21 protein-coding genes and 1 tRNA gene are annotated in these 24376 nt (G+C 66.2%); 11 read left to right on the forward strand and 11 right to left on the reverse strand.

Annotated features, from left to right (window positions below; all coding sequences use genetic code 11):
* Positions 1-6: 6 nt before the first annotated feature.
* A complete protein-coding gene (locus WFK98_RS08870; RefSeq protein WP_336799970.1) occupies positions 7-765 on the forward strand; it encodes an arginyltransferase in 759 nt (252 codons plus the stop codon).
* Between the two features lie 153 nt (positions 766-918).
* Here the strand turns inward: WFK98_RS08870 and parC are convergent, their stop codons facing one another.
* Together parC and puuE are read right to left on the reverse strand one after the other, a co-directional pair.
* Complete coding sequence (gene parC, locus WFK98_RS08875) at positions 919-3177, reverse strand: DNA topoisomerase IV subunit A (RefSeq protein ID WP_336799971.1); 2259 nt, start codon at positions 3175-3177, stop codon at positions 919-921.
* Positions 3178-3239: 62 nt separating this feature from the next.
* Positions 3240-4151, reverse strand: a complete 912-nt coding sequence (puuE, locus tag WFK98_RS08880; RefSeq protein WP_336799972.1) for an allantoinase PuuE — start codon at positions 4149-4151, stop codon at positions 3240-3242.
* Between the two features lie 183 nt (positions 4152-4334).
* On the opposite strand from puuE, the gene WFK98_RS08885 reads away from it, so the two are divergent.
* On the forward strand, positions 4335-4526 hold the full coding sequence (locus tag WFK98_RS08885) for a hypothetical protein (RefSeq protein WP_266337651.1): 192 nt from the start codon (positions 4335-4337) through the stop codon (positions 4524-4526).
* A 107-nt stretch (positions 4527-4633) separates the two neighbouring features.
* Here WFK98_RS08885 and pssA read toward each other — a convergent pair whose 3' ends face one another.
* The 4 genes from pssA to WFK98_RS08905 form a co-directional block, all read right to left on the reverse strand.
* Positions 4634-5467 carry a CDP-diacylglycerol--serine O-phosphatidyltransferase gene (pssA, locus tag WFK98_RS08890; RefSeq protein ID WP_266337652.1) on the reverse strand — a complete coding sequence of 278 codons (834 nt, stop codon included), beginning with the start codon at positions 5465-5467 and terminating at the stop codon, positions 4634-4636.
* 1 nt (position 5468) lies between these two features.
* Positions 5469-6170: a phosphatidylserine decarboxylase gene (locus tag WFK98_RS08895; protein WP_266337653.1), complete on the reverse strand. Its 702-nt coding sequence runs from the start codon at positions 6168-6170 to the stop codon at positions 5469-5471.
* Positions 6171-6329: 159 nt separating this feature from the next.
* Positions 6330-8267: an ABCB family ABC transporter ATP-binding protein/permease gene (locus tag WFK98_RS08900; RefSeq protein ID WP_336799973.1), complete on the reverse strand. Its 1938-nt coding sequence runs from the start codon at positions 8265-8267 to the stop codon at positions 6330-6332.
* Between the two features lie 134 nt (positions 8268-8401).
* The gene (locus WFK98_RS08905) at positions 8402-10054 is read right to left on the reverse strand and encodes a LysM peptidoglycan-binding domain-containing protein (RefSeq protein ID WP_336799974.1); all 1653 of its coding nucleotides are present in this window, start codon (positions 10052-10054) and stop codon (positions 8402-8404) included.
* A gap of 229 nt (positions 10055-10283) precedes the next feature.
* Between WFK98_RS08905 and WFK98_RS08910 the strand changes: the two genes are divergently transcribed.
* Complete coding sequence (locus WFK98_RS08910; RefSeq protein ID WP_266337656.1) at positions 10284-10889, forward strand: TIGR00730 family Rossman fold protein; 606 nt, start codon at positions 10284-10286, stop codon at positions 10887-10889.
* Between the two features lie 24 nt (positions 10890-10913).
* Here the strand turns inward: WFK98_RS08910 and WFK98_RS08915 are convergent, their stop codons facing one another.
* On the reverse strand, positions 10914-12059 hold the full coding sequence (locus WFK98_RS08915; protein ID WP_442907391.1) for an FAD-dependent oxidoreductase: 1146 nt from the start codon (positions 12057-12059) through the stop codon (positions 10914-10916).
* On the opposite strand from WFK98_RS08915, the gene WFK98_RS08920 reads away from it, so the two are divergent.
* Positions 12043-12819 (forward strand): TetR/AcrR family transcriptional regulator, encoded by a 777-nt coding sequence (locus WFK98_RS08920; RefSeq protein ID WP_336799976.1) that lies wholly within the window; start codon positions 12043-12045, stop codon positions 12817-12819. The two genes, WFK98_RS08915 and WFK98_RS08920, sit on opposite strands and share 17 nt — an antisense overlap.
* Positions 12820-12866: 47 nt before the next feature.
* On the opposite strand, the gene cimA is transcribed toward WFK98_RS08920, so the two are convergent.
* The 3 genes from cimA to cysS are packed head-to-tail and all read right to left on the reverse strand — an operon-like array spanning position 12867 to position 16237.
* Complete coding sequence (gene cimA, locus WFK98_RS08925) at positions 12867-14471, reverse strand: citramalate synthase (protein WP_336799977.1); 1605 nt, start codon at positions 14469-14471, stop codon at positions 12867-12869.
* On the reverse strand, positions 14468-14680 hold the full coding sequence (locus tag WFK98_RS08930) for a CysS/YqeB C-terminal domain-containing protein (protein ID WP_266337659.1): 213 nt from the start codon (positions 14678-14680) through the stop codon (positions 14468-14470). Before WFK98_RS08930 ends, cimA begins: the two co-directional genes overlap by 4 nt.
* 45 nt (positions 14681-14725) lie before the next feature.
* Positions 14726-16237 carry a cysteine--tRNA ligase gene (gene cysS, locus WFK98_RS08935; RefSeq protein ID WP_336799978.1) on the reverse strand — a complete coding sequence of 504 codons (1512 nt, stop codon included), beginning with the start codon at positions 16235-16237 and terminating at the stop codon, positions 14726-14728.
* A 348-nt stretch (positions 16238-16585) separates the two neighbouring features.
* Here cysS and WFK98_RS08940 point away from each other — a divergent pair, with 348 nt between their 5' ends.
* From WFK98_RS08940 to WFK98_RS08960, 5 genes are all read left to right on the forward strand, one after another.
* Positions 16586-16774 carry a hypothetical protein gene (locus tag WFK98_RS08940; protein WP_266337661.1) on the forward strand — a complete coding sequence of 63 codons (189 nt, stop codon included), beginning with the start codon at positions 16586-16588 and terminating at the stop codon, positions 16772-16774.
* 91 nt (positions 16775-16865) lie between these two features.
* Complete coding sequence (locus WFK98_RS08945) at positions 16866-19151, forward strand: NADP-dependent malic enzyme (protein ID WP_336799979.1); 2286 nt, start codon at positions 16866-16868, stop codon at positions 19149-19151.
* A 139-nt stretch (positions 19152-19290) separates the two neighbouring features.
* Positions 19291-19869: a hypothetical protein gene (locus tag WFK98_RS08950; protein WP_336799980.1), complete on the forward strand. Its 579-nt coding sequence runs from the start codon at positions 19291-19293 to the stop codon at positions 19867-19869.
* A 159-nt stretch (positions 19870-20028) separates the two neighbouring features.
* Positions 20029-20988, forward strand: coding sequence for a metallophosphoesterase family protein (locus WFK98_RS08955; protein WP_336799981.1), 960 nt, complete (start codon positions 20029-20031; stop codon positions 20986-20988).
* Between the two features lie 57 nt (positions 20989-21045).
* Positions 21046-21441: a cupredoxin domain-containing protein gene (locus WFK98_RS08960; protein WP_336799982.1), complete on the forward strand. Its 396-nt coding sequence runs from the start codon at positions 21046-21048 to the stop codon at positions 21439-21441.
* 90 nt (positions 21442-21531) lie between these two features.
* Here WFK98_RS08960 and WFK98_RS08965 read toward each other — a convergent pair.
* A tRNA-Val gene (locus tag WFK98_RS08965) sits at positions 21532-21606 on the reverse strand.
* A 154-nt stretch (positions 21607-21760) separates the two neighbouring features.
* Here WFK98_RS08965 and WFK98_RS08970 point away from each other — a divergent pair.
* Together WFK98_RS08970 and WFK98_RS08975 are read left to right on the forward strand one after the other, a co-directional pair.
* Complete coding sequence (locus WFK98_RS08970; protein WP_336799983.1) at positions 21761-23212, forward strand: DHA2 family efflux MFS transporter permease subunit; 1452 nt, start codon at positions 21761-21763, stop codon at positions 23210-23212.
* A gap of 218 nt (positions 23213-23430) precedes the next feature.
* Entirely contained in the window at positions 23431-24219 is a 789-nt protein-coding gene (locus WFK98_RS08975; RefSeq protein ID WP_266337667.1) for a ThuA domain-containing protein, read from the forward strand.
* Positions 24220-24376: the final 157 nt, after the last annotated feature.

A 24376-nucleotide genomic window follows, 5' to 3' on the forward strand; every position in this document is an offset into this window, starting at 1 on the left:
TGTGCGATGACCCATCACTCGACCGACACGCCGCAGTTCTTCCTCACCGCGCCGTCGCCCTGCCCCTATCTGCCGGGCCAGATGGAGCGGAAGGTGTTCACGCATCTCGTCGGCGACAAGGCCTCGGCCTTGAACGAGGTGCTGACCCAGGGCGGCTTCCGCCGTAGCCAGAACATCGCCTATCGGCCCGCCTGCGAGGCCTGCAAGGCCTGCGTCTCGATCCGCGTCCCCGTCGACCAGTTCGTGATGACGCGCAGTTTCCGCCGCGTGCTGGAGAAGAACAGCGACCTGATCGGCACCCGCGTCGCGGCTGCACCGACCTCGGAGCAGTATTCGCTCTTCCGCGCCTATCTCGACGCCCGCCATTCGCAGGGCGGCATGGCCGACATGACCGTGCTCGACTACGCCATGATGGTCGAGGACACGCATGTCGACACCATCCTGGTCGAATACCGCTTCCGTGGGCCGGACACCGCCATCACCGGCGAAGGCGATGGTCCGCTGGTCGCGACCGCCCTCACCGACCTGCTCTCGGACGGCCTGTCGATGGTCTATTCGTTCTATGAGCCCGACCTGATCGACCGCTCGCTCGGAACGCTGATGATCCTCGACCATATCCGCCGCGCCCGGCGGATGGGCCTGCCCTATGTCTATCTCGGCTATTGGGTCGATGGCTCGAAGAAGATGGCCTACAAGGCCCGCTTCAAGCCCCAGGAACATCTTGGTCCCCGCGGCTGGGAGCCGGTGGGCCAGGACGGCGAGTGATCAAGGTTTGAAGTAAGCCCCTCACCCAACCCTCTCCCGCCAGCGGGCGAGGGCTCTTGGGCCGGCGTACTTCGTGAACCTCAAGCCTCAACAGGCGCCGCAGCGCCCCCCTCTCCCGCTGGCGGGAGAGGGCTGGGGTGAGGGTCTGCCGGCCTATTTCAGCGGCGGCGTGCCAAAGCTGTTGGTCTTCGGGAACTTGTCCGGCGGCAGGCGGCCGGCCTGGCCGCGTTCGGCGATCCAGGGCTTCAGTTCCTCGGCCGTGCGCGTGTAGCTGCGGCCGGACGAATCCATCCAGGTCAGCCCGTCGGCGGTCGAGAACATGCGGACGTCGGCCGGGCCGCCATCCTTGTAGCGCTGCAGGCGGACGCCCTTGCCACGCGTCATCTCGGGCACCTGTTCGGCCGGGAAGACGAGGAACTTGCGGTTCTGGCCGATGATGGCGACGAGATCGCCCGCAGCCTCGACGCAGATCCGCGCCTCCTCGGTGCCGTCGACGTTGAGCACCTGCTTGCCCTTGCGGGTGTTGGCGATCACCTCGGTCTCCGGCACGATGAAGCCGCGACCATCGGTCGAGGCCAGCAGCAGCTTGCGGCCGGGCTTGTGCACGAAAACCGTGACGATGTCCTGCGCATTGTCCATGTCGACCATCAGGCGGATCGGCTCGCCATGGCCGCGACCACCCGGCAGCTTGTCCGCCCCGAGCGTGTAGAACTTGCCGCCGGTGGAGAACACCAGCAGCTTGTCCGTCGTCTCGGCGTGGAAGGCCATCTTCAGGCCGTCGTCGGTCTTGAAGGTCAGCGTCGTGTAGTCGCTGACATGGCCCTTCAGCGCGCGGATCCAGCCCTTCTCGGATACCACCACCGTGATCGGCTCGCGCTCGATCATCGACTGCTGGATATCCTCGACGTCATGGTCGGGCGCATCGGCAAAGCCGGTGCGGCGCTTGCCGAGCGGCGTTTCGGGCCCGAAGGTCTTGCGGACCTCCTTGATCTGCCAGGCCACCGTCTTCCACTGCTTGTCCTCGGAGCCGAGCAGCGCCTCGATCTCCGCCATCTCGGCCGACAGCTTCTCGTGCTCGCTGCGGATCTCGAATTCCTCAAGCTTGCGCAGGGAGCGCAGGCGCATGTTGAGGATCGACTCGGCCTGCAGGTCGGTCAGCGAGAAGGTCTTGATCAGTTCCTGCTTCGGCTCATCCTCGTAGCGGATGATCCGGATCACCTCGTCGAGGTTGAGATAGGCGACGAGATAGCCTTCGAGCACTTCGAGCCGGTGCTTGATCTGCGCCAGGCGGAACGCCGAACGGCGCACCAGCACCTCGCGACGATGCTCCAGCCATTCGCGGAGAACCTCCGAGAGGTTCATCACCTTCGGCACGATGCCCTTCGACAGGACATTCATGTTGAGCGAGATCCGGCTCTCCAGCTCGGTGAGCTTGAAGAGCGATTCCATCAGCAGCGCCGCATCGACCGTGCGGGCGCGCGGCTCCAGCACGACGCGGATGTCCTCGGCCGATTCGTCGCGCACATCCGCCAGCAGCGGCACTTTGCGCGTCTGGATCAGCTCGGCGATCTTCTCGATCAGGCGCGACTTCTGCACCTGATAGGGGATCTCGGTGACGACAATCTGGTAGGTGCCGCGACCCTGGTCCTCGACATGCCATCGCGCGCGGACGCGGAAGCCGCCCTTGCCGGTGCGATAGGCCTCGGTGATCTGGGCGCGGGTGTCGACGATGATGCCGCCCGTCGGCAGGTCCGGTCCCTGCACGTACTGGACGAGATCCTCGGCCGTCGCGTCGGGGTTCTTGATCAGCGCCAGCGACGCGTCGCAGAGCTCGGCGATGTTGTGCGGCGGGATCGAGGTCGCCATGCCGACGGCGATGCCCGAGGTGCCGTTCGCGAGCAGGTTCGGGATGCTCGCCGGCAGCACCACCGGCTCCTTCAGATCGCCGGAATAGTTCTCGCGGAAGTCGATCGCGTCTTCGTCGATGCCTTCGAGCAGCATCTGCGCGACTTCGGTCATGCGCGCTTCGGTGTAGCGGTAGGCCGCCGCGCCGTCGCCGTCGATGTTGCCGAAATTGCCCTGCCCGTCCACGAGCGGATAGCGCGAGGAGAAATCCTGCGCGAGGCGCACGAGCGCGTCGTAGATCGACTGGTCGCCATGCGGATGGAACGAGCCCATCACGTCGCCGACGATCTTGGCGGACTTCTTGAAGGCCGAGTTCGGATCGAGCCGCAGCAGGTGCATGCCGTAGAGGATGCGGCGGTGGACCGGCTTCAGGCCGTCACGCGCATCCGGCAGCGCCCGACCCATGATGGTCGAGAGAGCGTAGGCGAGATAGCGCTCTTCCAGCGCCTCGCGGAGATTGATGCTTTCGACATGGCCGCCATCCGGCGGAATCAGCGCTTTTCCCATGCCTGATGGGAGTATCCGCTGAATTCCGCCGATTCAAGGAAAACTGGCCGGCCGCCGCCGTTTCATGCCGGCCTGTGGTGCGCGTGCCAGTGCCAGGCGATGTCGATGCGGCGCGGCATCCAGACCTTCTCCTTCGACGCCACGTAGTCGACGAAACGGGCGAGCGCCGCGGCGCGCCCCGGCCGTCCGACGAGGCGGCAGTGCAGGCCGACGCTCATCATCTTCGGCGCGCCCTGCTCGCCCTCCTCGTAGAGCACGTCGAACGCGTCCTTCAGATAGGTGAAGAACTGGTCGCCCGAGTTGAAGCCCTGCGGCGTGGCGAAGCGCATGTCGTTGGTTTCGAGCGTGTAGGGAATGATCAGGTGCGGGCCGCTCGGCCCCTTCACCCAATAGGGCAGGTCGTCGGCATAGCTGTCGGAGGTGTAGAGGAAGCCGCCCTCCTCCATCAGGATCTTCAGCGTGTGGTCGGACGGCTTGCCCTGGTAGAAGCCGAGCGGCCGAGAGCCGGCGACCTCGGTGTGCAGGCGGATCGCCTCGTGGATGTGGCGACGCTCCTCCTCCTCGGAGAAGTCCTTGTATTCGAGCCACCGCAGGCCGTGGCTGGCCAGTTCCCAATCGGCCTCCTTCATGGCGGCGACCGCCTCGGGATTGCGGGCCATCGCCTGCGTCACGCCATAGCAGGTGACCGGCACCTGGCGGGAGGTGAACATGCGCCACAAACGCCAGAAGCCGGCGCGCGAGCCATATTCGTAGATCGATTCCATGTTGAGGTTGCGCTGGCCGACCCAGGGCTGCGCGCCGACGATCTCCGAAAGCAGCGATTCCGAGGCCTTGTCGCCATCGAGGATGTTGCTCTCGCCACCCTCCTCGTAGTTGACGACGAACTGCACGGCCACGTTCGCGCCGCCCGGCCATTTCGGGTCGGGAGTGTTGCGGCCATAACCGATGAGGTCACGCGGATAGGAAGTCGTCATGCTGTTCCCGGTAAGCTGGCGGAATGGTTATCGTCGCCGCACCACCAAAGCCCGGGTGTCGCGGCAAGCCTGCAATTTCAGCGTTAACACGGCCCGCCGATTCACAGGACGTTAACCTACATGGCTCAAATTCAAGACAATTGGTAGCGACCGCAGCTGCCGCCCTTGCCCGAGGAAGACCCGATGCAGTCCGCGCACCCGCAGTTCCAGGCAGCCAGCCTCCCGGCCGATGATCCGCGCTTCATGGCGGCGCTGGATCTCCAGATCGCCCAGATGCGCCGCGTTCTCGAATTGATGGCGCCGAGCAGCGCCAATACGGATTTCGGTCATGTCCCGTTCGGCGAACGCATGCAGGCAGTCGCCAGCCACGGCTGACATCTTCAGACGCAGATAGAAAAAGGGCCCGATCCGCGGAAGCGTTGATCGGGCCTTTTTCTTTTGCTCGCAGCCGAGGGATCGGACGGTGCAACGAGCGGATGCCGCTAGGGACTATCCGCCCCGATGCTCGCCGCCAGGCGATCCTCGCGCTCATGCTTGCGCCAGGCGCGCCAGCCGACCGGCAGCACGCCGAGATAGACGATCGCGCCCGCCGTCAGTACATGCCAGGGATAGCTGAGCAGCGAGGCCGCCAGCACCACCACCAGCACGAATAGCGGCAGCACGACCTCGCGCGAAACGCGGGCGCCGAACTTCTTGCCCGACCAGGTCGGCAGGCTGCTGACCATCAGGAGCCCGATGGCGATCGTATAGACCGCCACGACCGGCGCGGTGAAGCGGCCGTGCGGCAGTTCGAGATATTCGAGATAGACCGGCAGCAGGACGAGCAGCGCCCCCGCCGGCGCCGGCACGCCGACGAAGAAGTTCGCCTGCCACTCCGGCTTGTTCGGATTGTCGATCGAGACATTGAAGCGCGCGAGCCGCAGCGCGGCGCAAATGGCGAAGACGAGCGCCGCGATCCAGCCGAGCGAGCGGACCTCGTCCAGCGCCCAGACATAGAGCAGGATCGCCGGCGCGACGCCGAAATTGACGAAGTCGGTCAGGGAATCGAGCTCGGCGCCGAAGCGCGAGGTCGAGCGCAGCAGCCGCGCCACGCGCCCGTCTATGGCGTCGAGCACGGCGGCGACGACGATCATCGCGATCGCCTCGCCATAGCGCGCCTCGATCGCCATGCGGATGGCCGTCAGGCCGGCACAAAGCGCCAGCAGCGTCACCAGATTGGGAAGGATCATCCGGATCGGGATCTGGCGAACCTGCCGCAGCCGGGGCCGATGGCCCTCCTCGTCGTCGGGGTCGAACGGCGGAAAGATGGTTTCCATCTCAGTCGATCCGCACGCCGGTCGCCCCACCCGCCGCGCCGAAGCGCGCCAGCACCGTCTCGCCGGCGATCGCCGTCTGGCCCTCGGCGACGAGCGGAACGGCGCCCTCGGGCAGATAGACATCCAGGCGGGAGCCGAAGCGGATCAGGCCGAAGCGCTCGCCGGCGGCGAGCTGCTGGCCCTCGCGCGTGAAGCAGACGATGCGGCGGGCGACGAGGCCGGCGATCTGGACCACGCCGAGCGAACCATGCGCGCCTTCGATCACGAGGCCGTTGCGCTCATTGTCCTCGCTCGCCTTGTCGAGCTCGGCATTCAGGAACTTGCCGGGCTTGTAGGCGATGCGCTGGACGCGGCCGGCGACCGGGGCGCGGTTCACGTGGCAGTTGAAAACGTTCATGAAAACGGAGATGCGCACGCGCGGCGCGGTGCCGAGCTCGAGCTCCGGCGGCGGCACGACCGGACCGACCGCCGAGACGCGGCCATCGGCCGGGCTGATGACGAGATCCGGATCGATCGGCGTCACGCGCGGCGGATCGCGGAAGAAATACACGCACCAAGCCGTCAGGATTAGGCCGAGCCAGAACAACGGCCCCCAGAGCCAGCCCAGAAACAGCGAGACGAAGGCGAGGATCGCGATGAAGGGATATCCCTCGCGATGAATCGGCACGAAATTCGCCCGGATCGATTTCAGCACAGAATCCATGCTTTGCCCTGTCTCCTGAATAAGCTGCGTCCGGTAAATCACGGATGGGCCGGCGAGTGAAGCCGCCCCATGCCCTTTCCCGCTGTCGAGACGGCGCGCGCTCACCTCTCCCTGAGGGAGAGGTGAGGACGGCTGACGCCTCCTGGAATGGAGAGGACCCTAGCCGACGGTTTCCAGACCGGCCTTCTGTCCGCGCACCACGACGCCCAGCGTATCGGTCTCCTGGACCTGGCGCAGGCGCTCGGCCGCCTCGTCCGCTTCGCGCTGGCGATTCCACATGGAAGCGTAAAGTCCGCCCTTCTGCATCAGTTCGTTGTGGCGGCCGCGCTCGATGATCCGGCCGGCCTCCAGCACGATGATCTCGTCGGCGGTCACAACTGTGGAAAGCCGGTGTGCGATCACCAGCGTGGTGCGCCCGGACGACACGCGATCGAGCGCGCCCTGGATTTCCCGCTCGGTATGGGTATCGAGCGCCGAGGTCGCCTCGTCCAGCACCAGGATCGGCGGCGCCTTCAGGATCGTGCGAGCGATCGCCACGCGCTGCTTCTCGCCGCCGGAGAGCTTCAGGCCGCGCTCGCCGACCTCGGAATCATAGCCTTCCGGAAGCGACTCGATGAAGGCGCCGATCTGCGCCATCTGCGCGGCCTCGCGGACTTCCTCGCGCGTCGCGCTCGGCCGGCCATAGCCGATATTGTAGGCGATGGTGTCGTTGAACAGCACCGTGTCCTGCGGAACCATGCCGATGACGGCGCGGACGCTCGCCTGCTGCACCTCGCGGATATCGACGCCGTCGATGGTGATGCGGCCGGCGGTGACGTCGTAGAAGCGGAACATCAGCCGCGAGATCGTCGACTTGCCGGCGCCGGACGGACCGACGATGGCGACCGTCTTGCCGGCCGGAACCTCGAAATCGACACCCTTCAGGATTTCGCGCGCCGGATCGTAGTGGAACGAGACATTCTCGAAGCGAACGGCACCCTGCTTGACGACGAGCGCCGGAGCGCCGGGCTTGTCCTGCACCTCTTCCGGCATGTCGAGCAGCCGGAACATCGCCTCGACATCAGCGAGGCCCTGCTTCAGTTCGCGATAGACCGTGCCGATGAAGTTCAGCGGGAACGAGAGCTGAACCAGCAATGCGTTGATCATGACGAAATCGCCGATGGTCTGCTCGCCGCGCATGATCGCCGCGCCGGAGAGCGCCATGCAGATGGTCATGCCGGTGGTGAAGATCACCGTCTGGCCGAAGTTCAGCCAGGCGAGCGACGTCCAGGTCTTGATCGAGGCAGCCTCGTAGCGGGCGAGCGAGCGGTCGTAACGCTCGGCCTCCATCTGCTCGTTGCCGAAATACTTGACCGTCTCGTAGTTCAGAAGCGAGTCGACCGCCTTGGCGTTGGCGTCCGTGTCGGAGGCGTTCATCTCGCGACGAATGGCGATGCGCCAGTTCGAGGCGACGATGGTGAACCAGACATAGGCGACGATGGTGACGGCGATGACGGCGACATAGGTCAGGTTGAACTGCCAGGCGATCACCACGGCCGCCAGCAGGAACTCAAGCAGCGTCGGGAAGGTGTTCAGGATGATGTGGTCGACGATCGAGTCGATGCCCTTCATCCCGTGGTCCATCGTCCGCGACAGGCCGCCGGTGCGGCGCTGTAGATGGAAGCGCAGCGACAGGCGATGCATGTGCACGAAGGCGCGCCGGCCGAGCTTGCGGATCGCGTTCTCGCTGACGCGCGCGAACAGCGCGTCGCGCATCTGGTTGAAGGCGTTGAGCAGGATGCGGCCGACGCCATAAGCGACCACCAGCATGATCGGCACGGTGATGATCAGTGCGAGGCCGCCCTTGTCGCCGGCGGCATTGGCCGGCGCCACGAGCGCATCGGTCGCCCATTTGTAGAGGAACGGGATGCAGACCGTCAGCACCTTGGCCAGCACCAGGATGACGAGCGCGCCGGCGACCCGGAGCTTCAGATCGGTCCGGTCCTTCGGCCAGATATAGGGCCAGAGGCTGGCGATCGTGGAGAACGCGGTAGCGTCCTTATCTTCGTCCGGCACGGCCTTGGCAGGCTGCGGGGTGGCGCTGTTGTTCGCGCTCATTGGCGTCTCTCCAGATCATGGCCGACTGCCGCCGCGCGCTGGCGCAACGGCAAAACCGCGCCTCGGAGCCTGCCCGGGCGCGGTGGAAAACGGGAGCGCGCGATGGCGCGCTCCGCTCACATGGTGCTTGCGGCTCAGTTCGTCCAGTTCGCGTCGCCGGTCGGCAACACGAAGGTCTGGCCGGGATAGATCAGATTGGGATTGCGGATCTGATCGTTGTTCGCCTCGTAGATCGTCGAGAAGCGGATACCGCGGCCATAGAGGCGGCGCGAAATGCTCCAGAGATTGTCGCCGCGGCGAATGATGACATTCTGCGGCGCGGGCACGCTGCCGTCCGCCGATGCACCACCTGCGCCGCCACCGCCCGCCACGACCGGCGACAGCGCCGCGACATCGGCGGTGCGATCGAACGGAACCTCGGCGCGGGCGACCACCTTGCCGGTGCTGGTATCGACCTGGTCGACGCGTACGACGCGACGGCCCGGCTCGATCGACTTCGGCGTCTCCAGCAGCCAGCGACCGCCTTCACCCGGCTTTGCCTCGCCAACCGGCTTGTCGTCGACATAGACGCGAACCGGCGCATTGGTCTTGGCCGAGCCGGCGACGAAAGTCTTGCCGTCTTCAGCCTCGACAGCATCGACAGTGACCTTGGGCTCGGTGCTGGCAGGAGCCGCATCGGCGGTCTTCGTCGCGTCGGAGCCTGCTTCGGCGGCCTTGGGCGCGTCGGAGGCGGGGGACTCTGCCTTGGCGACGTCAGTCTTGGTGGCACCGGTCGCCGGGGCAGCCTGCTCCGTCGAACCGGCGACAGGCGCAGCGGCGTCCGCCGGTGCGGCAACCTTGTCGGAAGCGGCGAGCGTATCGCCCGCCTTGGCCGACGCGTCGGCCTTGGGCGCCTCTGCCTTTGCAGTCTCGGTGCCGGCGGATTCGGTCTTCGCCGCATCCGTGCCGGCCACCTCGGCCTTGCCGGCAGCGTCCGGCGCAGCGGCGGAGGGCGCGGCGGTCTCGGGCTTCGCGGCGGCCTCCGGGGTCGTGGTCGCGGTGCCCCCCGCCTGCGGTACAGCCGGTTCCGGCGTCGCGGCGGCCACCTTGGTCTCGGCGCCGGCATCCGGCTTCTGCAGGACTTTGCTGGCGGCGTCCGGCGTGTTCAGGACGACGAGCGCCTCGCCCTTGCCCGGCTCCTGCACCTGCACGGCGACGGTCTGCTCGGAAAGGGTCTCGGTCTTCTTGTCGGCCGAGGTGGTGCGGATCGAAAGGTCGTGCGTGCCTGCAGCGAGCGGCTTCTCCACCGCCATAGCCCATTCGCCGCGCTCATTGGCCTCGGCGGTCGCGATCGGCGCGGAGCCGTCCAGCAGCTCGACCTTGGCCTTCGGCGCGGCGAGGCCGGCGACGACGGTCTCGCCGGTCGGCTCGACGCGGACGATGTCGAAGCTCGGCGCGGCGCTCTCGGCCGGCGCCTCGGCCTGCTTCGCGGCGCCCGAAGCATCCGCAGAGGCATTCGCAGCCGCGTCGGCGGGCTTGGACGCATCGGCGGGCTTGTCGGCCTCGGCTGCCTTGGATGTATCGGTAGTCTTGGACGCGTCGGCGGTGCAGGAATCAGCAGCCGGCTTTGCATCCGCAGACTTGGAATCTGCAGACTTGGCGTCCGCCGAAGCCGTGGAGCCGGCGCCCGGCGTGGAACTCGGCTTGACGACAAGGCCGTAGTAGCCCCCGACCAGGATAGCGGCAATCGCCACGACGCCGGCGACGCGGCCGGAAGTCTTCGGCCCGGAGGGTGTATTTTCAGCCATCGATGCTCAAACCTGTCGCTCAAAACGGAACGGTTTCGCGTTCCGCGCCCGGCGGGCACTCATTCCCCTGCCGGATCCGCCGATTCCCTGGCTGTTTCCCCGGCATCTCACGAAACTGTTATACCTGCTTTCCCCCGCGCGACAAGGCAGCGAAACCGCAGTTTCCGAGGCTCTGTGACGCATTTGCCGACCGCTTGACGGTCGCCGCCACGGATGCGAGGAAGGCCCTATGACAGAGCTTTCCTCGATTTGCGTCTACTGCGGTTCCTCCACCGGAGATCGACCCGTCTATGCCGAATTTGCCGAGCGTCTCGGTGATCTCATGGGCCAGGAAGGCCTCGGCCTCGTCTATGGCGGCGGCGCCATCGGCCTGATGGGAATTACCGCCCGCTCGGTCATGGCCGCCGGCGGCCATGTGACAGGCATCATCCCGCAGTTCCTGAAGGAACGCGAAGTGATGCTGGAAACGGCGCATGAACTGATCGTCACGGAGGACATGCATGAGCGCAAGCGCATGATGTTCGAGCGTTCGGACGCCTTCGTCGCCCTCCCGGGCGGCATCGGCACGCTCGAGGAGCTGGTCGAGATGATGACCTGGGCCCAGCTCGGCCGCCACCGCAAGCCCGTGCTGATCGCCAACATCAATGGCTTCTGGGATCCCCTGATCGCGCTTCTGCGACACATGGCCGATTCCGGCTTCATCCGGCGCGGCTTCGAGGTCAACTACCTCGTCGTCGACAGCGCCGAGCAGGTGCTGCCGAAGCTGCGCGAAGCGATTGCCCGCACGGTCGAGCCGGCGCCCGTCGTCGAGCCGATGCCGATCGCCGACCTCTGAGCGATCGGCCCTCTTCCAAAGCGGCTAGGATGCGGGCACGAGCGTCTCGCGCGCGCCGGTGAGGAAGTCGACGATGCCCGCGGGTCCGCGCTCGCCGAGGCAAAGCGCCAGCACCTGATGGGCAGCCGCGGCTTCCGACGCGCTGCGCGGGAACATCGCCGCCTCATAGGCGGCGAAGGCGGCCTCGATGTCGCCGGCGTGCGCCACGATCGCCTCGCCGAGTTCAGCGCCGTCCAGCATCGCCAGGTTCGCGCCCTCGCCGGCCGGCGGCGCCAGGTGCGCGGCATCGCCGACAAGCGTAACGCCGGGCACGCGCTCCCATTCTAGCCCGACCGGCAGGGCATACAGCCGCCGCAGCACCGGCGCGGTCTCGCCTTCCGTGATCAGCGCGGTCAGCGCCGGCGCCCAGCCCTCGAACTCCGCGGCGACCCGCGCCATCAGCGCGCCGGCGTCGATGAGGTCGATGGCGTCGAACCACGCCTCGGGGCGCTTCAGCCCGATATAGCTGTGCAGGATTCCGTTCGGCTCACGATGGGCAAAGATCCCCTTGCCCGGCGCCAGCACGAACAGCGCGCCGCCGCCGACCGCCTCGGCCGTGGCGGCATGCCGCGCGTCGGCATCGTGCAGATAGGTCTCGACGAAGCTCGTGCCGATATAGTCGGGCTTCACGTCCGTCAGCAGGGGCCGCACTCTGGACCACGCGCCGTCCGCGCCGACGAGCGCTTCGGCCACGACCTTCGATCCGTCGGCGAAGCCGAGTTCATGCCGGCCTCCGCCCAGCGCCGTGATGGCGACGAGTTTCCTGCCCCACTGGATCGTGCCCGGCGGCAGGGATTCGAGCAGGATCCGCCGCAACTCACCGCGCAGCACCTCGGGCCGCCCGCCCGTGCCGTCGTCCAGCTGGTCGAGCAGGACGGTGCCGTCCCGATCGAGCACACGCGTCGCCTCGCCGCCCTCATGCACCAGGGCACGAAACGCATCATAGAGCCCCGCCGCCCGCAGCGCCCTCTGCCCGTCCGCTTCGTGAATGTCGAGCATACCGCCCTGGGCGCGAGCGCCAGCCGAGGGATCCGCCTCATAGATTGTCGCCGGGATGCCGTGCAGGTGAAGGACGCGTGCGAGGGTTAGGCCGCCCAGGCCCGCGCCGACGATCGTGACCGCTGCCATCATCGAGTTCCTTTCAGGATCAGATTGGAACGACGTTCCATTCATCGTAATTGGAATGGCGTTCCATGCATGTCAAGATGCCGGCATGAAAACCGTACCCCCTCGAACCGAACGGCGCGCCGACGCGCTCTCGAAGCAGCGGATCGTCGAAGCGGCGATCGAGATCCTCGACGCCGACGGCGAGACCGCGCTGACATTTCGCGCGCTGGCGGCGCGACTGGCGACGGGAAGCGGCGCCATCTACTGGCACGTCGCCGATAAGGGCGAGCTGCTGGCGGCGGCGACCGACGAGATTGTCGCCCGCGTCATGACCGGCATCGTCCCGGAAGCGGAGCCGCGCGCGGCGATCCGGGCTATCGCTCTGGGCGTGTTCGATGCGATCGACGCCCACCCCTGGGTCGGCGCCCAACTGACGCGCGAGCCGTGGCGGCCGGCACTGTTGCTGGTATTCGAGGGAATTGGCGGACGGCTGCAAACGCTTGGCGTGCCGGAACGGGCGCAGTTCGACGCCGCCTCGACCCTGCTCAGCTACGTCATCGGCGTCGGGGGACAGAACGCCGCCCACGCGCGCATGGCGCGCGATGAGGAGCGGACGGATCGGTCAGCCTTTCTCGGCGAAGTCGCCGATCGATGGTCTGCGCTGCCGGCCCCCGGATATCCGTTCCTGCGTCATGTGGCGGCGCAGATGCGCGACCATGACGACCGCGAGCAGTTCCTTGCGGGCGTCGACCTCATCATGGCGGGCATAGCTGCCATCCAGTAGATTCGCCCGGCTGCGGCGAAGGGCGCCCGTGCGGGCGCCCCGCTCGTTCAGGCGGCGGCGGGCTTCGCGCCGGCGCGGATCAGCTTGTAGATGATCGAATCGAGCAGCGCCTCGAAGGAGGCGTCGACGACGTTTTCCGACACGCCGATCGTCATCCAGCTGTCGCCGGTGCCGTCGCGCGTCTCGATCAGCACGCGCGTCACCGCCTCCGTGCCGCCGTTCAGGATGCGGACCTTGTAGTCGATCAGCTCGAGATCCCGGATGATGTCCTGATAGACGCCGAGATCCTTGCGCAGCGCGCGGTCGAGCGCGTTGACCGGGCCGTTGCCTTCCTCGACCGTCAGCAGCCGCTCACCGCCGACGATCAGCTTCACCACGGCCTCCGAGACCGAGATCTGCTTGCCGATCGCGTTGAAGCGGCGCTCGACGGTGACGTGGAAGCTTTCAACGGTGAAATAGTCCGGCACGTGCCCAAGCGTGCGCCGGGCCAGCAGCTCGAACGAGGCGTCGGCGCCTTCATAGGAATACCCGACCGCCTCGCGCTCCTTCACCTCGGCGAGCAGCGCGTCGAGGCGGCGATCGCTCTTGTCGACCGAGATGCCGAGCCGCGCCAGTTCCGCCAGGAGGTTCGAGCGGCCGGCCTGATCGGAAACCAGCACGCGGCGATGGTTGCCGACAGATTCCGGCTTCACATGCTCGTAGGTGCTCGGATCCTTGACGATGGCCGAGGCATGGATGCCCGCCTTGGTGGCGAAGGCCGAGGCGCCGACATAGGGCGCCTGACGGTTGGGCGCGCGGTTGACGATCTCGTCGAAGCGATGCGAAAGCGCCGTCAGCCCGCGCAGCGACTCGGTCGAGACGCCGATCTCGAAGCGGTCGGCATAGAACGGCTTCAGCATCAGCGTCGGGATGATCGAGGTCAGGTTGGCGTTGCCGCAGCGCTCGCCGATGCCGTTCAGTGTGCCCTGGATCTGGCGCGCGCCGCCGCGCACGGCGGCCAGCGAATTGGCGACAGCCTGCTCGGTGTCATTATGGGCGTGCACGCCGAGATGATCGCCCGGAATGACCTTGGCGACCTCGCGGACAATCGCCTCGACCTCTTCCGGCAGCGTGCCGCCATTGGTCTCGCACAGCACGACCCAGCGCGCGCCGGCGTCATAGGCCGTCCTGGCGCAGGCCAGCGCATAGGCCGGATTGGCTTTGTAGCCGTCGAAAAAGTGCTCGCAATCGACAAGCGCTTCCTTGCCGGCCGCGATCGCCGCCTCGACCGACTGGCGGATGCCGTCGAGGTTTTCTTCCTCGGTTGCGCCGAGCGCGACCTTGACCTGGTAGTCCCAGCTCTTGGCGACGAAGCAGATCGCGTCCGATGCGGAAGCGAGCAGCGTGTTGACGCCGGGATCGTTGGAGAGGCTGACCCCTGCCCGCTTGGTCATGCCGAAGGCGGTGAAGGTCGCCCGCTTTGTGCGCCTCTCGGAGAAGAACCGCGTATCGGTCGGGTTGGCGCCGGGATAGCCGCCCTCGACATAGTCGACGCCGAGCTGGTCAAGCAGGTCGGCAATCAGGACCTTGTCCTCGACCGAGAAGTCGACGCCATTCGTCTGCGCGCCGTCGCGCAGCGTCGTATCGAAAAGATAGAGGCGCTCTTTCGTCATTCCGCGTCTTCTTCCGGCGCCGCCTTGCGGTCCCATGTCGTCCAGAACTCGCCGGTCACCTCGTCCTTGCCGTCGATGATGACGAGGCCCATGGCGTCGAGCTGCTTGCGGATGCTGTCGGCCTTGGCGAAGTCCTTCGCCTGGCGGGCGGCAATGCGGTCGGCGATCAGCTGATCGATCAGGTCTTCGTCGAGCGGAATCTGGGTCATCGTGGTGTCTTTCCTGTTGGGGACGGCGGGATCGGCCTCAGGCCGTCAGCGCTTCACTTCCCATGTCGTGACGATCTCGCCGGTCGCCGGATCCTTGGCGTCCTTGAGCGCAATGCCCATGCCGTCGAGCACCTGGCGGATGCGATCCGCCTCGGCGAAGTTCTTGGCGCGGCGCGCGTCGAGACGGGCGGCGATATAGGCTTCGATCTCCGCGTCGGCGGGACCGTCCGTCACGGCATGGCCGTAAGAATAGATCTCGGCCGAAGCCTCGCCATTCCAAAGGCCGAGGAAGCGCATCGAACGCGAAAGTTTGGTCGCCGCCTCGACATCCCCCTTCTGCCGCGCCCAGGCCGCCATCAGCGCCTTGGCCTCGGAGAAGTTCAGATCGTCCGCCAGCTTCTCGACCAGCTCTGCCGGCGGCTCGTTGCTGTCAGTTGGATCGGCGCCGCGGACGAAATGAATCCAATCTGCGAGCTGCTTGCGCGCCTCGACCAGCCGCTCGGCGGTGAAATCGATTGGTTGGCGGTAATGCGTCGTCAGCATGGCGAAGCGCAGCACATAACCGTGCCAGACATTCGAACCGAAGCTGCCGGTTTCCAGCAGTTCGCGGATGGTGACGAAGTTGCCGAGGCTCTTCGACATCTTCTCGCCTTCGACCTGCAGGAAGCCGTTATGCATCCAGATATTGGCCATGCGCGGCGCGTCGAAGGCGCAGCAGGACTGCGCGATCTCGTTCTCGTGGTGCGGGAAGACGAGATCGATGCCGCCGCCATGGATGTCGAAGGTGTTCTTCTGCGGATCGTCGCAGGAAAGCCCACCGCCGAACGGCTCCAGAAGCTTCGCCATCGACATGGCCGAGCATTCGATGTGCCAGCCGGGACGGCCGCGCCCCTCGATGCCGGCCGGCGACGGCCAGCCCGGCTCGTTGTCGGCCGAAGGCTTCCAGAGCACGAAATCCATCGGCTCCTTCTTGTAAGGTGCTACGTCAACCCGTGCCCCGGCCAACATCTCGTCGAGCGAACGCCGGGCGAGCGCGCCATAGCGCGGCAGCTTGCCGTTGAGCGCGTCCATCGCCGAGGGCGAGAATAGCACATGGCCTTCCGCGACATAGGCGACGCCGCGCTCGACGAGCCGCTCGATCATCGCCTTCATGCCGTCGATGTGTTCGGTGGCGCGCGGCTGCTCGCTCGGCGGCAGGCAGCCGAGCGCCGCCACATCCGCCTGGAACTGCGCGTCGGTCTTTTCCGTGACCAGGCGGATCGCCTCGTTCAGCGGCAGTTCGGGATAGTCGACGGCGGCGCGCGCGTTGATCTTGTCGTCGACGTCCGTGATGTTGCGGACATAGGTGACGCGATCGGCGCCATAGACATGGCGCAGCAGGCGGTACAGCACGTCGAAGACGATGACCGGCCGCGCATTGCCGATATGAGCGAAGTCGTAGACCGTCGGACCGCACACATACATGCGAACATGCGGCTTGCCCGTCGCGGGATCGCGGAAGAGCGGGTTCAGCTCGTCCTTGTCCTTCGTCAGCGTATTGTAGAGGCGCAGCGTCATTGAACGATCCCGATGAACAAAAGCCCGCCTGCCAAGGCGTTCATCTCTATCGGAACGGAACAGAGGAACGGCCTCAGCCAGCGAGCGCTAGCCGGTAATAATCCCGCAGCAGGTAATGCCGTTGAAACGCGGAAAAGCCGTCATGCCAGCGTGATGACGGAATTCGGACGGAGCGTCAAGGCGGAAGCCATCCACAGTCCCGCCATCAACGTCACCAAAACCCTAAGATCGGGACAATTTTAATCAAATCGCAATTATTCCGAACGATATCTGAACGCAGGTTTCAGGTCGGGTTCAGCGGCGGGGGCGCAGGATCCGAGCATCGACCGGCTTTTGGAGTATTGCGTCATGGCCACTCGTTCGTTCTTCGCCGTCACCCTCTTTGCGACGCTGATCGGTATCGGCCTCGCCGAAATGGTCCAGCGCCCGACCCACACCGACATCCGGGATCCGCGCGCGTCCGCCCTCAGCATGTGCATGAGCAAGGGCGTCGCCTGCGGCGTAGCAGCCAACCGCGCCGGCTTCGCCTCATTCTGACATTCAATCGCTCGCCTCGCTGGCCCTGATCGGCTACGACGGATCGCGGCAGGCAAGCTGCCCACCATCCGTATCGTTCGCAGGCAAGACAATGACCGACAAAAGCCCGGCCGGCGCCGATCTCGACGAGAGCGCGCTGTTCTTTCACCGCTTCCCACAACCGGGAAAGCTTGAGATCCGGGCGACGAAGCCCCTCGGCAATCAGCGCGACCTGGCGCTTGCCTATTCGCCGGGCGTCGCGGCCCCCTGTCTCGCCATCGAGAAGGACCCTGCCAAGGCCTTCGACTATACCGCGCGCGGCAATCTGGTCGCGGTCATCTCCAACGGCACCGCCGTGCTCGGCCTCGGCGCCATCGGCGCCCTCGCCTCGAAGCCGGTGATGGAGGGCAAGGCCGTCCTCTTCAAGAAGTTCGCCGGCATCGACGTGTTCGACATCGAGGTGGACGAACGCGACATCGATCGCTTTGTCGACGTGGTGGCGGCGCTGGAACCGACCTTCGGCGGCATCAACCTCGAAGACATCAAGGCGCCGGAATGCTTCGAGATCGAGCGCAAGCTGCGCGCGCGGATGCAGATCCCCGTCTTCCATGACGACCAGCACGGCACGGCGATCATCGTCGGCGCCGCCGTCATCAACGGTCTGAAGCTGAAGCAGAAGCCCATATCGGAAGCGAAGATCGTCTGCTCGGGCGCCGGCGCCGCCGCGCTCGCCTGCCTGAACCAGATGGTCGCGCTCGGCGCGAAGCTTGAGAATATCTGGGTCGCCGACATCGAGGGCGTCGTCTACGAGGGCCGCGAGGCGCTGATGGACCCGTGGAAGTCCGTCTTTGCCCAGAAGACCGACAAGCGGAAGCTCGCCGACATCATCGACGGCGCCGACGTCTTCCTCGGCCTCTCCGCCGCCGGCGTGCTGAAGCCCGACATGGTCGCCCGCATGGCCGAGCGGCCGCTGATCCTGGCGCTCGCCAATCCGAAGCCGGAAATCATGCCGGACGACGCGCGCGCCGCGCGGCCCGACGTGATGATCTGCACCGGCCGTTCGGATTTTCCCAATCAGGTCAATAACGTACTCTGCTTTCCTCATATCTTCCGCGGCGCGCTCGACGTCGGCGCGACGACGATCAACGAGGAGATGAAGCAGGCCGCGGTCCACGCGATCGCAGCCCTCGCCCAGGAGGAGCCGTCCGACATCGCCGCGCAGGCCTATGGCGGCGTGCAGCTCACCTTCGGACCGGACTACCTGATCCCGTCGCCCTTCGATCAGCGCCTGATCCTGCGGATCGCGCCGGCGGTGGCGCGGGCGGCGATGGAATCCGGCGTCGCGACGCGGCCGATCGCCGATTTCGACGCCTATATGGACCGCCTGACCCGCTTCGTCTTCAAGTCGGGCCTGTTGATGAAGCCGATGGTGGCGGCCGCCAAGCAGGACGTGAAGCGCGTCATCTATGCCGATGGCGAGGACGAGCGCGTGCTGCGCGCCGCCCAGGTGGCGCTGGAAGACGGCCTGGCGCAGCCGATCCTGATCGGCCGCCCTTCGGTGATCGAGACCCGCGTCAAGCGCTTCGGCCTGCGCTTCAAGCCGGGCACCGATTGCGAGATCATCAATCCCGAGGACGACAAGCGCTATCGCGAGTATGTCGAGCTCTATCTCGACAAGATGGGCCGGCGCGGCATCACGCCGGAAGCGGCGCGCACCATCGTCCGCACCAATTCGACCGTCATCGGCGCACTGGCGCTGATCCGCAGCGATGCCGATGCGCTGCTCTGCGGTCTCGAGGGCCAGTTCCGCACCAATTTCCGCGTGATCCGCGACGTCATCGGCCTCCGGCCGGGCAGCCACGCCTATTCGGCGATGAGCCTGCTGATCAGTTCGGGCGCGACGACGTTCCTCACCGACACCTATGTCAACGAGAACCCGACGGCGGAGGAAATCGCGGAAGTGACCCGCCTCGCCGCCGACCACATTCGCCGCTTCGGCATCACCCCGAAGGCGGCGATGCTGTCGCACTCCAACTTCGGCTCGCGCGACAATGCCTCCAGCGCCAAGATGCGGGCGGCGACGCAGATCCTGTGGGAGACGGCGCCCGAGCTCGAGGTCGATGGCGAGATGCACGGCGACTCGGCGCTTTCCGAGACGCTGCGCGCCCGCGTGATGCCGAAGTCGAAGCTGACCGGCGAAGCCAATCTCCTGGTGTTCCCGAACCTCGACGCCGCCAACATCACGATGAACGTCGTCAAGGTGATGACCGACGCGCTGCATGTCGGCCCGATCCTGCTCGGCGCCGCCAAGCCCGCCCATATCCTGACTCCGTCCGTGACGTCACGCGGCATCGTCAACATGACGGCGCTGGCCGCCGTGGAGGCGCAGAGCGTCTGATCGAGGCGCCCGACACCGCATGCGCATGCGGATGCGGATGGGCAGGCACGCGTCAACCTGATCTAAATCATGGCCGGCCCAGATTGGGCCGGCCATTCTTCTTCGTGGCACCTTCCCTCTCGAAAAGAGCCAAGTCGCGATGACCCGTCCGGCTGACGACAGCGTCGATCTCTATCTGAGCGACATCCATAACTTCTTCCAGACGCCGGAAGTCGATCCGTTCCTCGGCGAGAACATCGAAGCGTCGGGCATCGATCAGCTGATCGACACGATGAACTCCCGTCCGGACTCGCGAAAGATCCGGCGCATCGTCATCCACCTGCCGGAAGCGACGATCGAGCCGGCCCTGCAGGGACGGGTGCGGACGGCGATCACCAATTACTGCGACGCCCAGATCCGCCTCGACGTACAGAAGACCCGCGAGATCTGGCTGGAGGGACGCAGGGCGCTCAAGATCGGCCTCGTGTTCTGGGCAATCTGCCTGAGCCTGTCCCTGCTGTTCGAAGAGGTCATCTTCACCCGCCACGCGCTCGGCCGGCTGTTCGGCGAGGGCTTCATCATCGCCGGCTGGGTCGGATTGTGGCGACCGGCCGAACTGCTTCTCTATGACTGGCGCCCCTTCGCGCGTGAGAAGAAGCGCTACGAGGAAATCAAGGCGATGGAGGTCACCATCGTGCCCCGCGCCGCCGGCGCCGGCCCGACCGCGACCGCACTCTGAGGAGCCCGCCACGCACTGCGGACAGCTCTCACTGGATGAGAGGACCGGCAGGCTTCGCGCGAACTGCCGAGGCAGCGCCCCGGCGGGACAAATGCCGGCCTCGCTCTATCTGGCATCCATGGCGCGTGCTTGCCGCCGCACCAGGATCAGGAGCGAATCATGAGCACATCCGATCAGGACAGGGCCTTGCTTGACGAGGACGGCATCGACCGCCGGGGCTTCCTCAAATGCATGAACTGGGCCGGAACCGGAATTCTCTGGAGCCTCGCCGGGGGCCTGCCGCTGGGGATCGGCCTCGACAGGGCGCTGGCCGCCGAGGCGCCCGCATCGCCCTTCACCTTCCTGCAGATCAGCGACAGCCATGTCGGCTTCGACAAGCCGGCCAATCCGGACGCGCTGGCGACGCTGCAGGAGGCGATCGACCGGATCAAGACGCTGCCCGTCAAGCCGAGCTTCATGATCCACACTGGCGATATCAGCCACCTCTCCAAGCCCTCGGAGTTCGACAACGCCGACAAGCTGATCGGCGAGGCCGGCATGCAGGTATTCTACGTCCCCGGCGAGCACGACCTTCTCGATGAACAGCAGGGCAAGGCCTATCTCGACCGCTACGGCAAGGGCTCGAAGGGCGCGGGCTGGTATAGCTTCGACCAGGACGGCGTGCATTTCGTCGGCCTCGTCAACGTCGCAGGCCTCGCCGCCGGCGGCCTCGGCAAGCTCGGCGCCCAGCAGCTCGCCTGGCTGAAGGCCGACCTCGCCGGCCAGTCCGCCTCGACGCCGGTCGTCGTCTTCGCCCATATCCCGCTGTGGAGCGTCTATCCCGAATGGGGCTGGGGAACCGACGACGGCGCGGAGGCGCTTTCCAACCTGAAGCGCTTCGGCTCGGTGACCGTGCTCAACGGGCACATTCACCAGGTGATGCAGAAGGTCGAGGGCAACGTCACCTTCCATACCGCCCGCTCGACCGCCTTTCCGCAGCCGGCCCCCGGCACGGCGCCGGCGCCGGGCCCGATGAAGGTGCCGGCCGGCGATCTCCGCAAATATCTCGGCATCGCGACGGTCGATTTTGTCCGCGGCGCGCAGCCGCTCGCCATCATCGACCGTCCGCTCGCCGGCTGACGGAGAGGCCCGGGCCGTCCGACAGGGCGCCCGCACTCTCGAAAGGAGGACTTCGTCATGCGCGCATGCATAACGCCTCGTCCCATAGCGAGGAGAGAATCAGCGAGCCGCTCGCCGCAGCCGCGCCGCAGCCTGGTCGCGCTGCCGACCCTGCTGCTCTGGCTCGCGACCGCACCTGCCGCCCTCGCCGCCGGAAATGCTGCGACGGTGGAGATCCAGAACTTCACCTTCACCCCCGCCGAGCTGACGGTAAAGGCTGGCACGACCGTGACCTGGGTCAATCACGACGACATCCCGCATCTCGTCGCCGCCACCGACAAGTCGTTCCGCTCGCCGCCGCTCGATACTGACGAGCAGTTCTCCTTCACCTTCGAGAAGCCCGGAAAGCTCCCCTATTTCTGTGCGCTTCACCCGCGCATGACGGGCACCATCGTGGTGACCAAGCGGAAATAGAGGTCCGATAGCGCGGATAGCCCTGCGCCGCGATCCGCAAGAAGCGAACACGGCCCGGTGCGGGGAATATCGATTGGAAGATAAGGAAAATGGTGGGCGGTACTGGGATTGAACCAGTGACCCTTCGCGTGTGAAGCGAATGCTCTCCCGCTGAGCTAACCGCCCTACCGCCGGAAGCTCGTTCCGGGAAGGTGGCCGGGATATAGATTGCCACGACGGACCAAGTCAAGCCGGGCCGACCGCTTATACCACGGGATTGTGAATTGCGCGTTTCGGGTCTATCGGTCAGATAGATCGCCCACCTTACGAAACGCCCGTTATGCCAAGCGATACAGTCCTCGGCGCGGAGACCACCTCCCGCGCGCCTGCCCCCGCCTACCGCATCACCGCCCTGATCGTCGCCAGCGCGCTGTTCATGGAACAGCTCGATGCCACAGTGCTCGCGACGGCGCTGCCAACCATGTCGAAGAGTTTCGGCGTATCGCCGCTCGACATGAGCGTGGCCTTGACCGGCTATCTGCTCAGCCTCGCCGTCTTCATCCCGGCGAGCGGCTGGATCGCCGACCGCTTCGGCGCGCGAAACGTCTTTGGCGCCGCGATCGCGATTTTCATGGCCGGCTCGCTGCTCTGCGCCCAGGCCCACAGCCTGCCCTTCCTGGTGTTCGCGCGGGTGCTGCAGGGGCTCGGCGGCGCCATGATGGTTCCGGTCGGACGGCTCGTCATCCTGAAGAGCGTCCCGCGCGCCGATTTCGTCTCGGCGATGGCCTGGGTGATGGTGCCGGCGCTGATCGGCCCGGTAATCGGCCCGATGGTCGGCGGCTTCATCGTCACCTATCTCGACTGGCGCTGGATCTTCTACGTGAACCTGCCGCTCGGCGTGATCGGCATCCTGCTCGCCAGCCACTACATCGACAATGTGCGCGAGGAGATCCGACGGCCGTTCGACGTCATCGGCCTCTTCCTGTCGGGCACGTCGCTCGCCTCGCTTCTCTTCGCCTTCGAGACGGGCGGTCGCGGCGCGGCGTCGCCGCGCACGGCGCTGGTGCTGCTCGCCCTGGGCGTCGTCACCGGCGCGCTCTATATCGCCCATGCCCGCCGCCACGCCGCGCCGATCCTCGACCTGACGCTGATGCGGCTGAAGACGTTTCGCCTGTCCGTGCTCGCCGGCGGCCTGGCGCGCATCACCGCCGGCGCCATGCCCTTCCTGCTGCCGATGATGATGCAGCTCGGCTTCGGCATGTCGGCCGCCCATAGCGGCCTCGTCACTTTCGTCTCGGCCGCCGGCGCGATGGCGATGAAGGCCTCGGCCGCGCCGATCCTGCGCCGCTTCGGCTTCCGCAACACTCTGATCTGGAACAGCGTCGTCGCCAGCGCCTTCCTGGCGATCTACGCCACCTTCCGCCCGGACTGGCCCCTCGCCGCCATCTATGTCGTACTGCTGATCGGCGGCTTCTCGCAGTCGCTGCAGTTCACCGCCTACAACACGATCGCCTATGCCGAGGTCGAGCGTGACCGCATGAGCGCGGCTACCAGCTTCTACACCACCATGCAGCAGATGATGCTGTCAGCCGGCATCTGCGTGTCGGCGGCGGTGCTCCACATGGCAGTGGCGCTGTCCGGCCGCGAAACGCCGGTGATGGCGGATTTCTCGGCCGCCTTCCTCACAGTCACCAGCATCTCGCTGCTCGCCGCCTTCGTCTGCGCCCGGCTGCCGCGCGACGCGGGCGATGACCTGACCGGTCGTGCGCCGGCCGAGGACGCAGCGCACTGAGGGCTGGAAGCTGGCCGGACCTGCGACAGATTCGGCACGAGCGGTGGATATTGCTTCCACGGGGATGCAGGCTAGAGTGGGCTGGTTTACGATCCAAAGCGCTTTGGGAAGACCTCCGTCACCCCGGCCTCCCTCCATCCGGGGCCCCAGGGCAAATACCGAAATCGCATGCGCCGGACGGCCGGCGCGCCAAGGAACCGTCTAGGGAGACCAAGGTCATGACGATCCGCGTTGTTGTCTGGGGCGAGAACGTCCACGAGCAGGAAAACGAAGTCGTCCGGAAGATCTATCCGGAAGGCATGCACACCACGATCGCCAAGGGCCTGGACGAGGACCCCGTCATCGAGGTTTCGACCGCGACGCTGCAGGAGCCGGAGCACGGCCTGACCGAGAAGCGCCTGGCGGAGACAGACGTGCTGATTTGGTGGGGCCACAAGGCGCATGGCGAGGTTTCCGACGCCGTCGTCGAGCGCGTCGCCAAGCGCGTCTGGGAAGGCATGGGCCTGATCGTCCTGCATTCCGGCCACTTCTCGAAGATCTTCAAGCGCCTGATGGGCACCCCCTGCTCGCTCAAGTGGCGCGAGGCCGGCGAGCTCGAGCGCGTCTGGGTGATCAACCGCAACCACCAGATCGCTCAAGGCCTGTCCGACTATTTCGAGATCGAGCAGACCGAGATGTACGGGGAGCCCTTCACGGTTCCGGAGCCGCAGGAGACGGTCTTCGTCACCTGGTATGAAGGCGGCGAAGTGTTCCGCTCGGGCCTGACCTGGCAGCGCGGCGGCGGCAAGATCTTCTATTTCTCGCCCGGCCACGAGACCTACCCGATCTATTACAACGCCGACGTCAAGCAGGTGCTGAAGAACGCCGCCAAGTGGGCCTACAACCCCGCTCCGGCCTGGGTCGGCATCGAGAAGGCGCCGAATACCCCGGCCGACCAGGCCCCGAACGGCCCGCTCACCATCAAGGGCGAAACGCTGCACAAGCGCGGCGAAGAAGGCTTCCACTAAGCCAGAAGGCGATGGCAACGGACCGCCGGCCGTCTCCCCAAGGGACGCCGGCGCGATCGCGCAGGGTTCGCCCTTCCTGCCCCGGCCGCCATCGCCCTCTTCCTTTCGGAAGATAGTCCCTCGCCTGCCCCCTCGGGACCCGATCCCGCAAGCCAAG

It is taken from the genome of Kaistia sp. MMO-174, assembly GCF_037147815.1.
GTDB classification, from domain to species: domain Bacteria; phylum Pseudomonadota; class Alphaproteobacteria; order Rhizobiales; family Kaistiaceae; genus Kaistia; species Kaistia nematophila.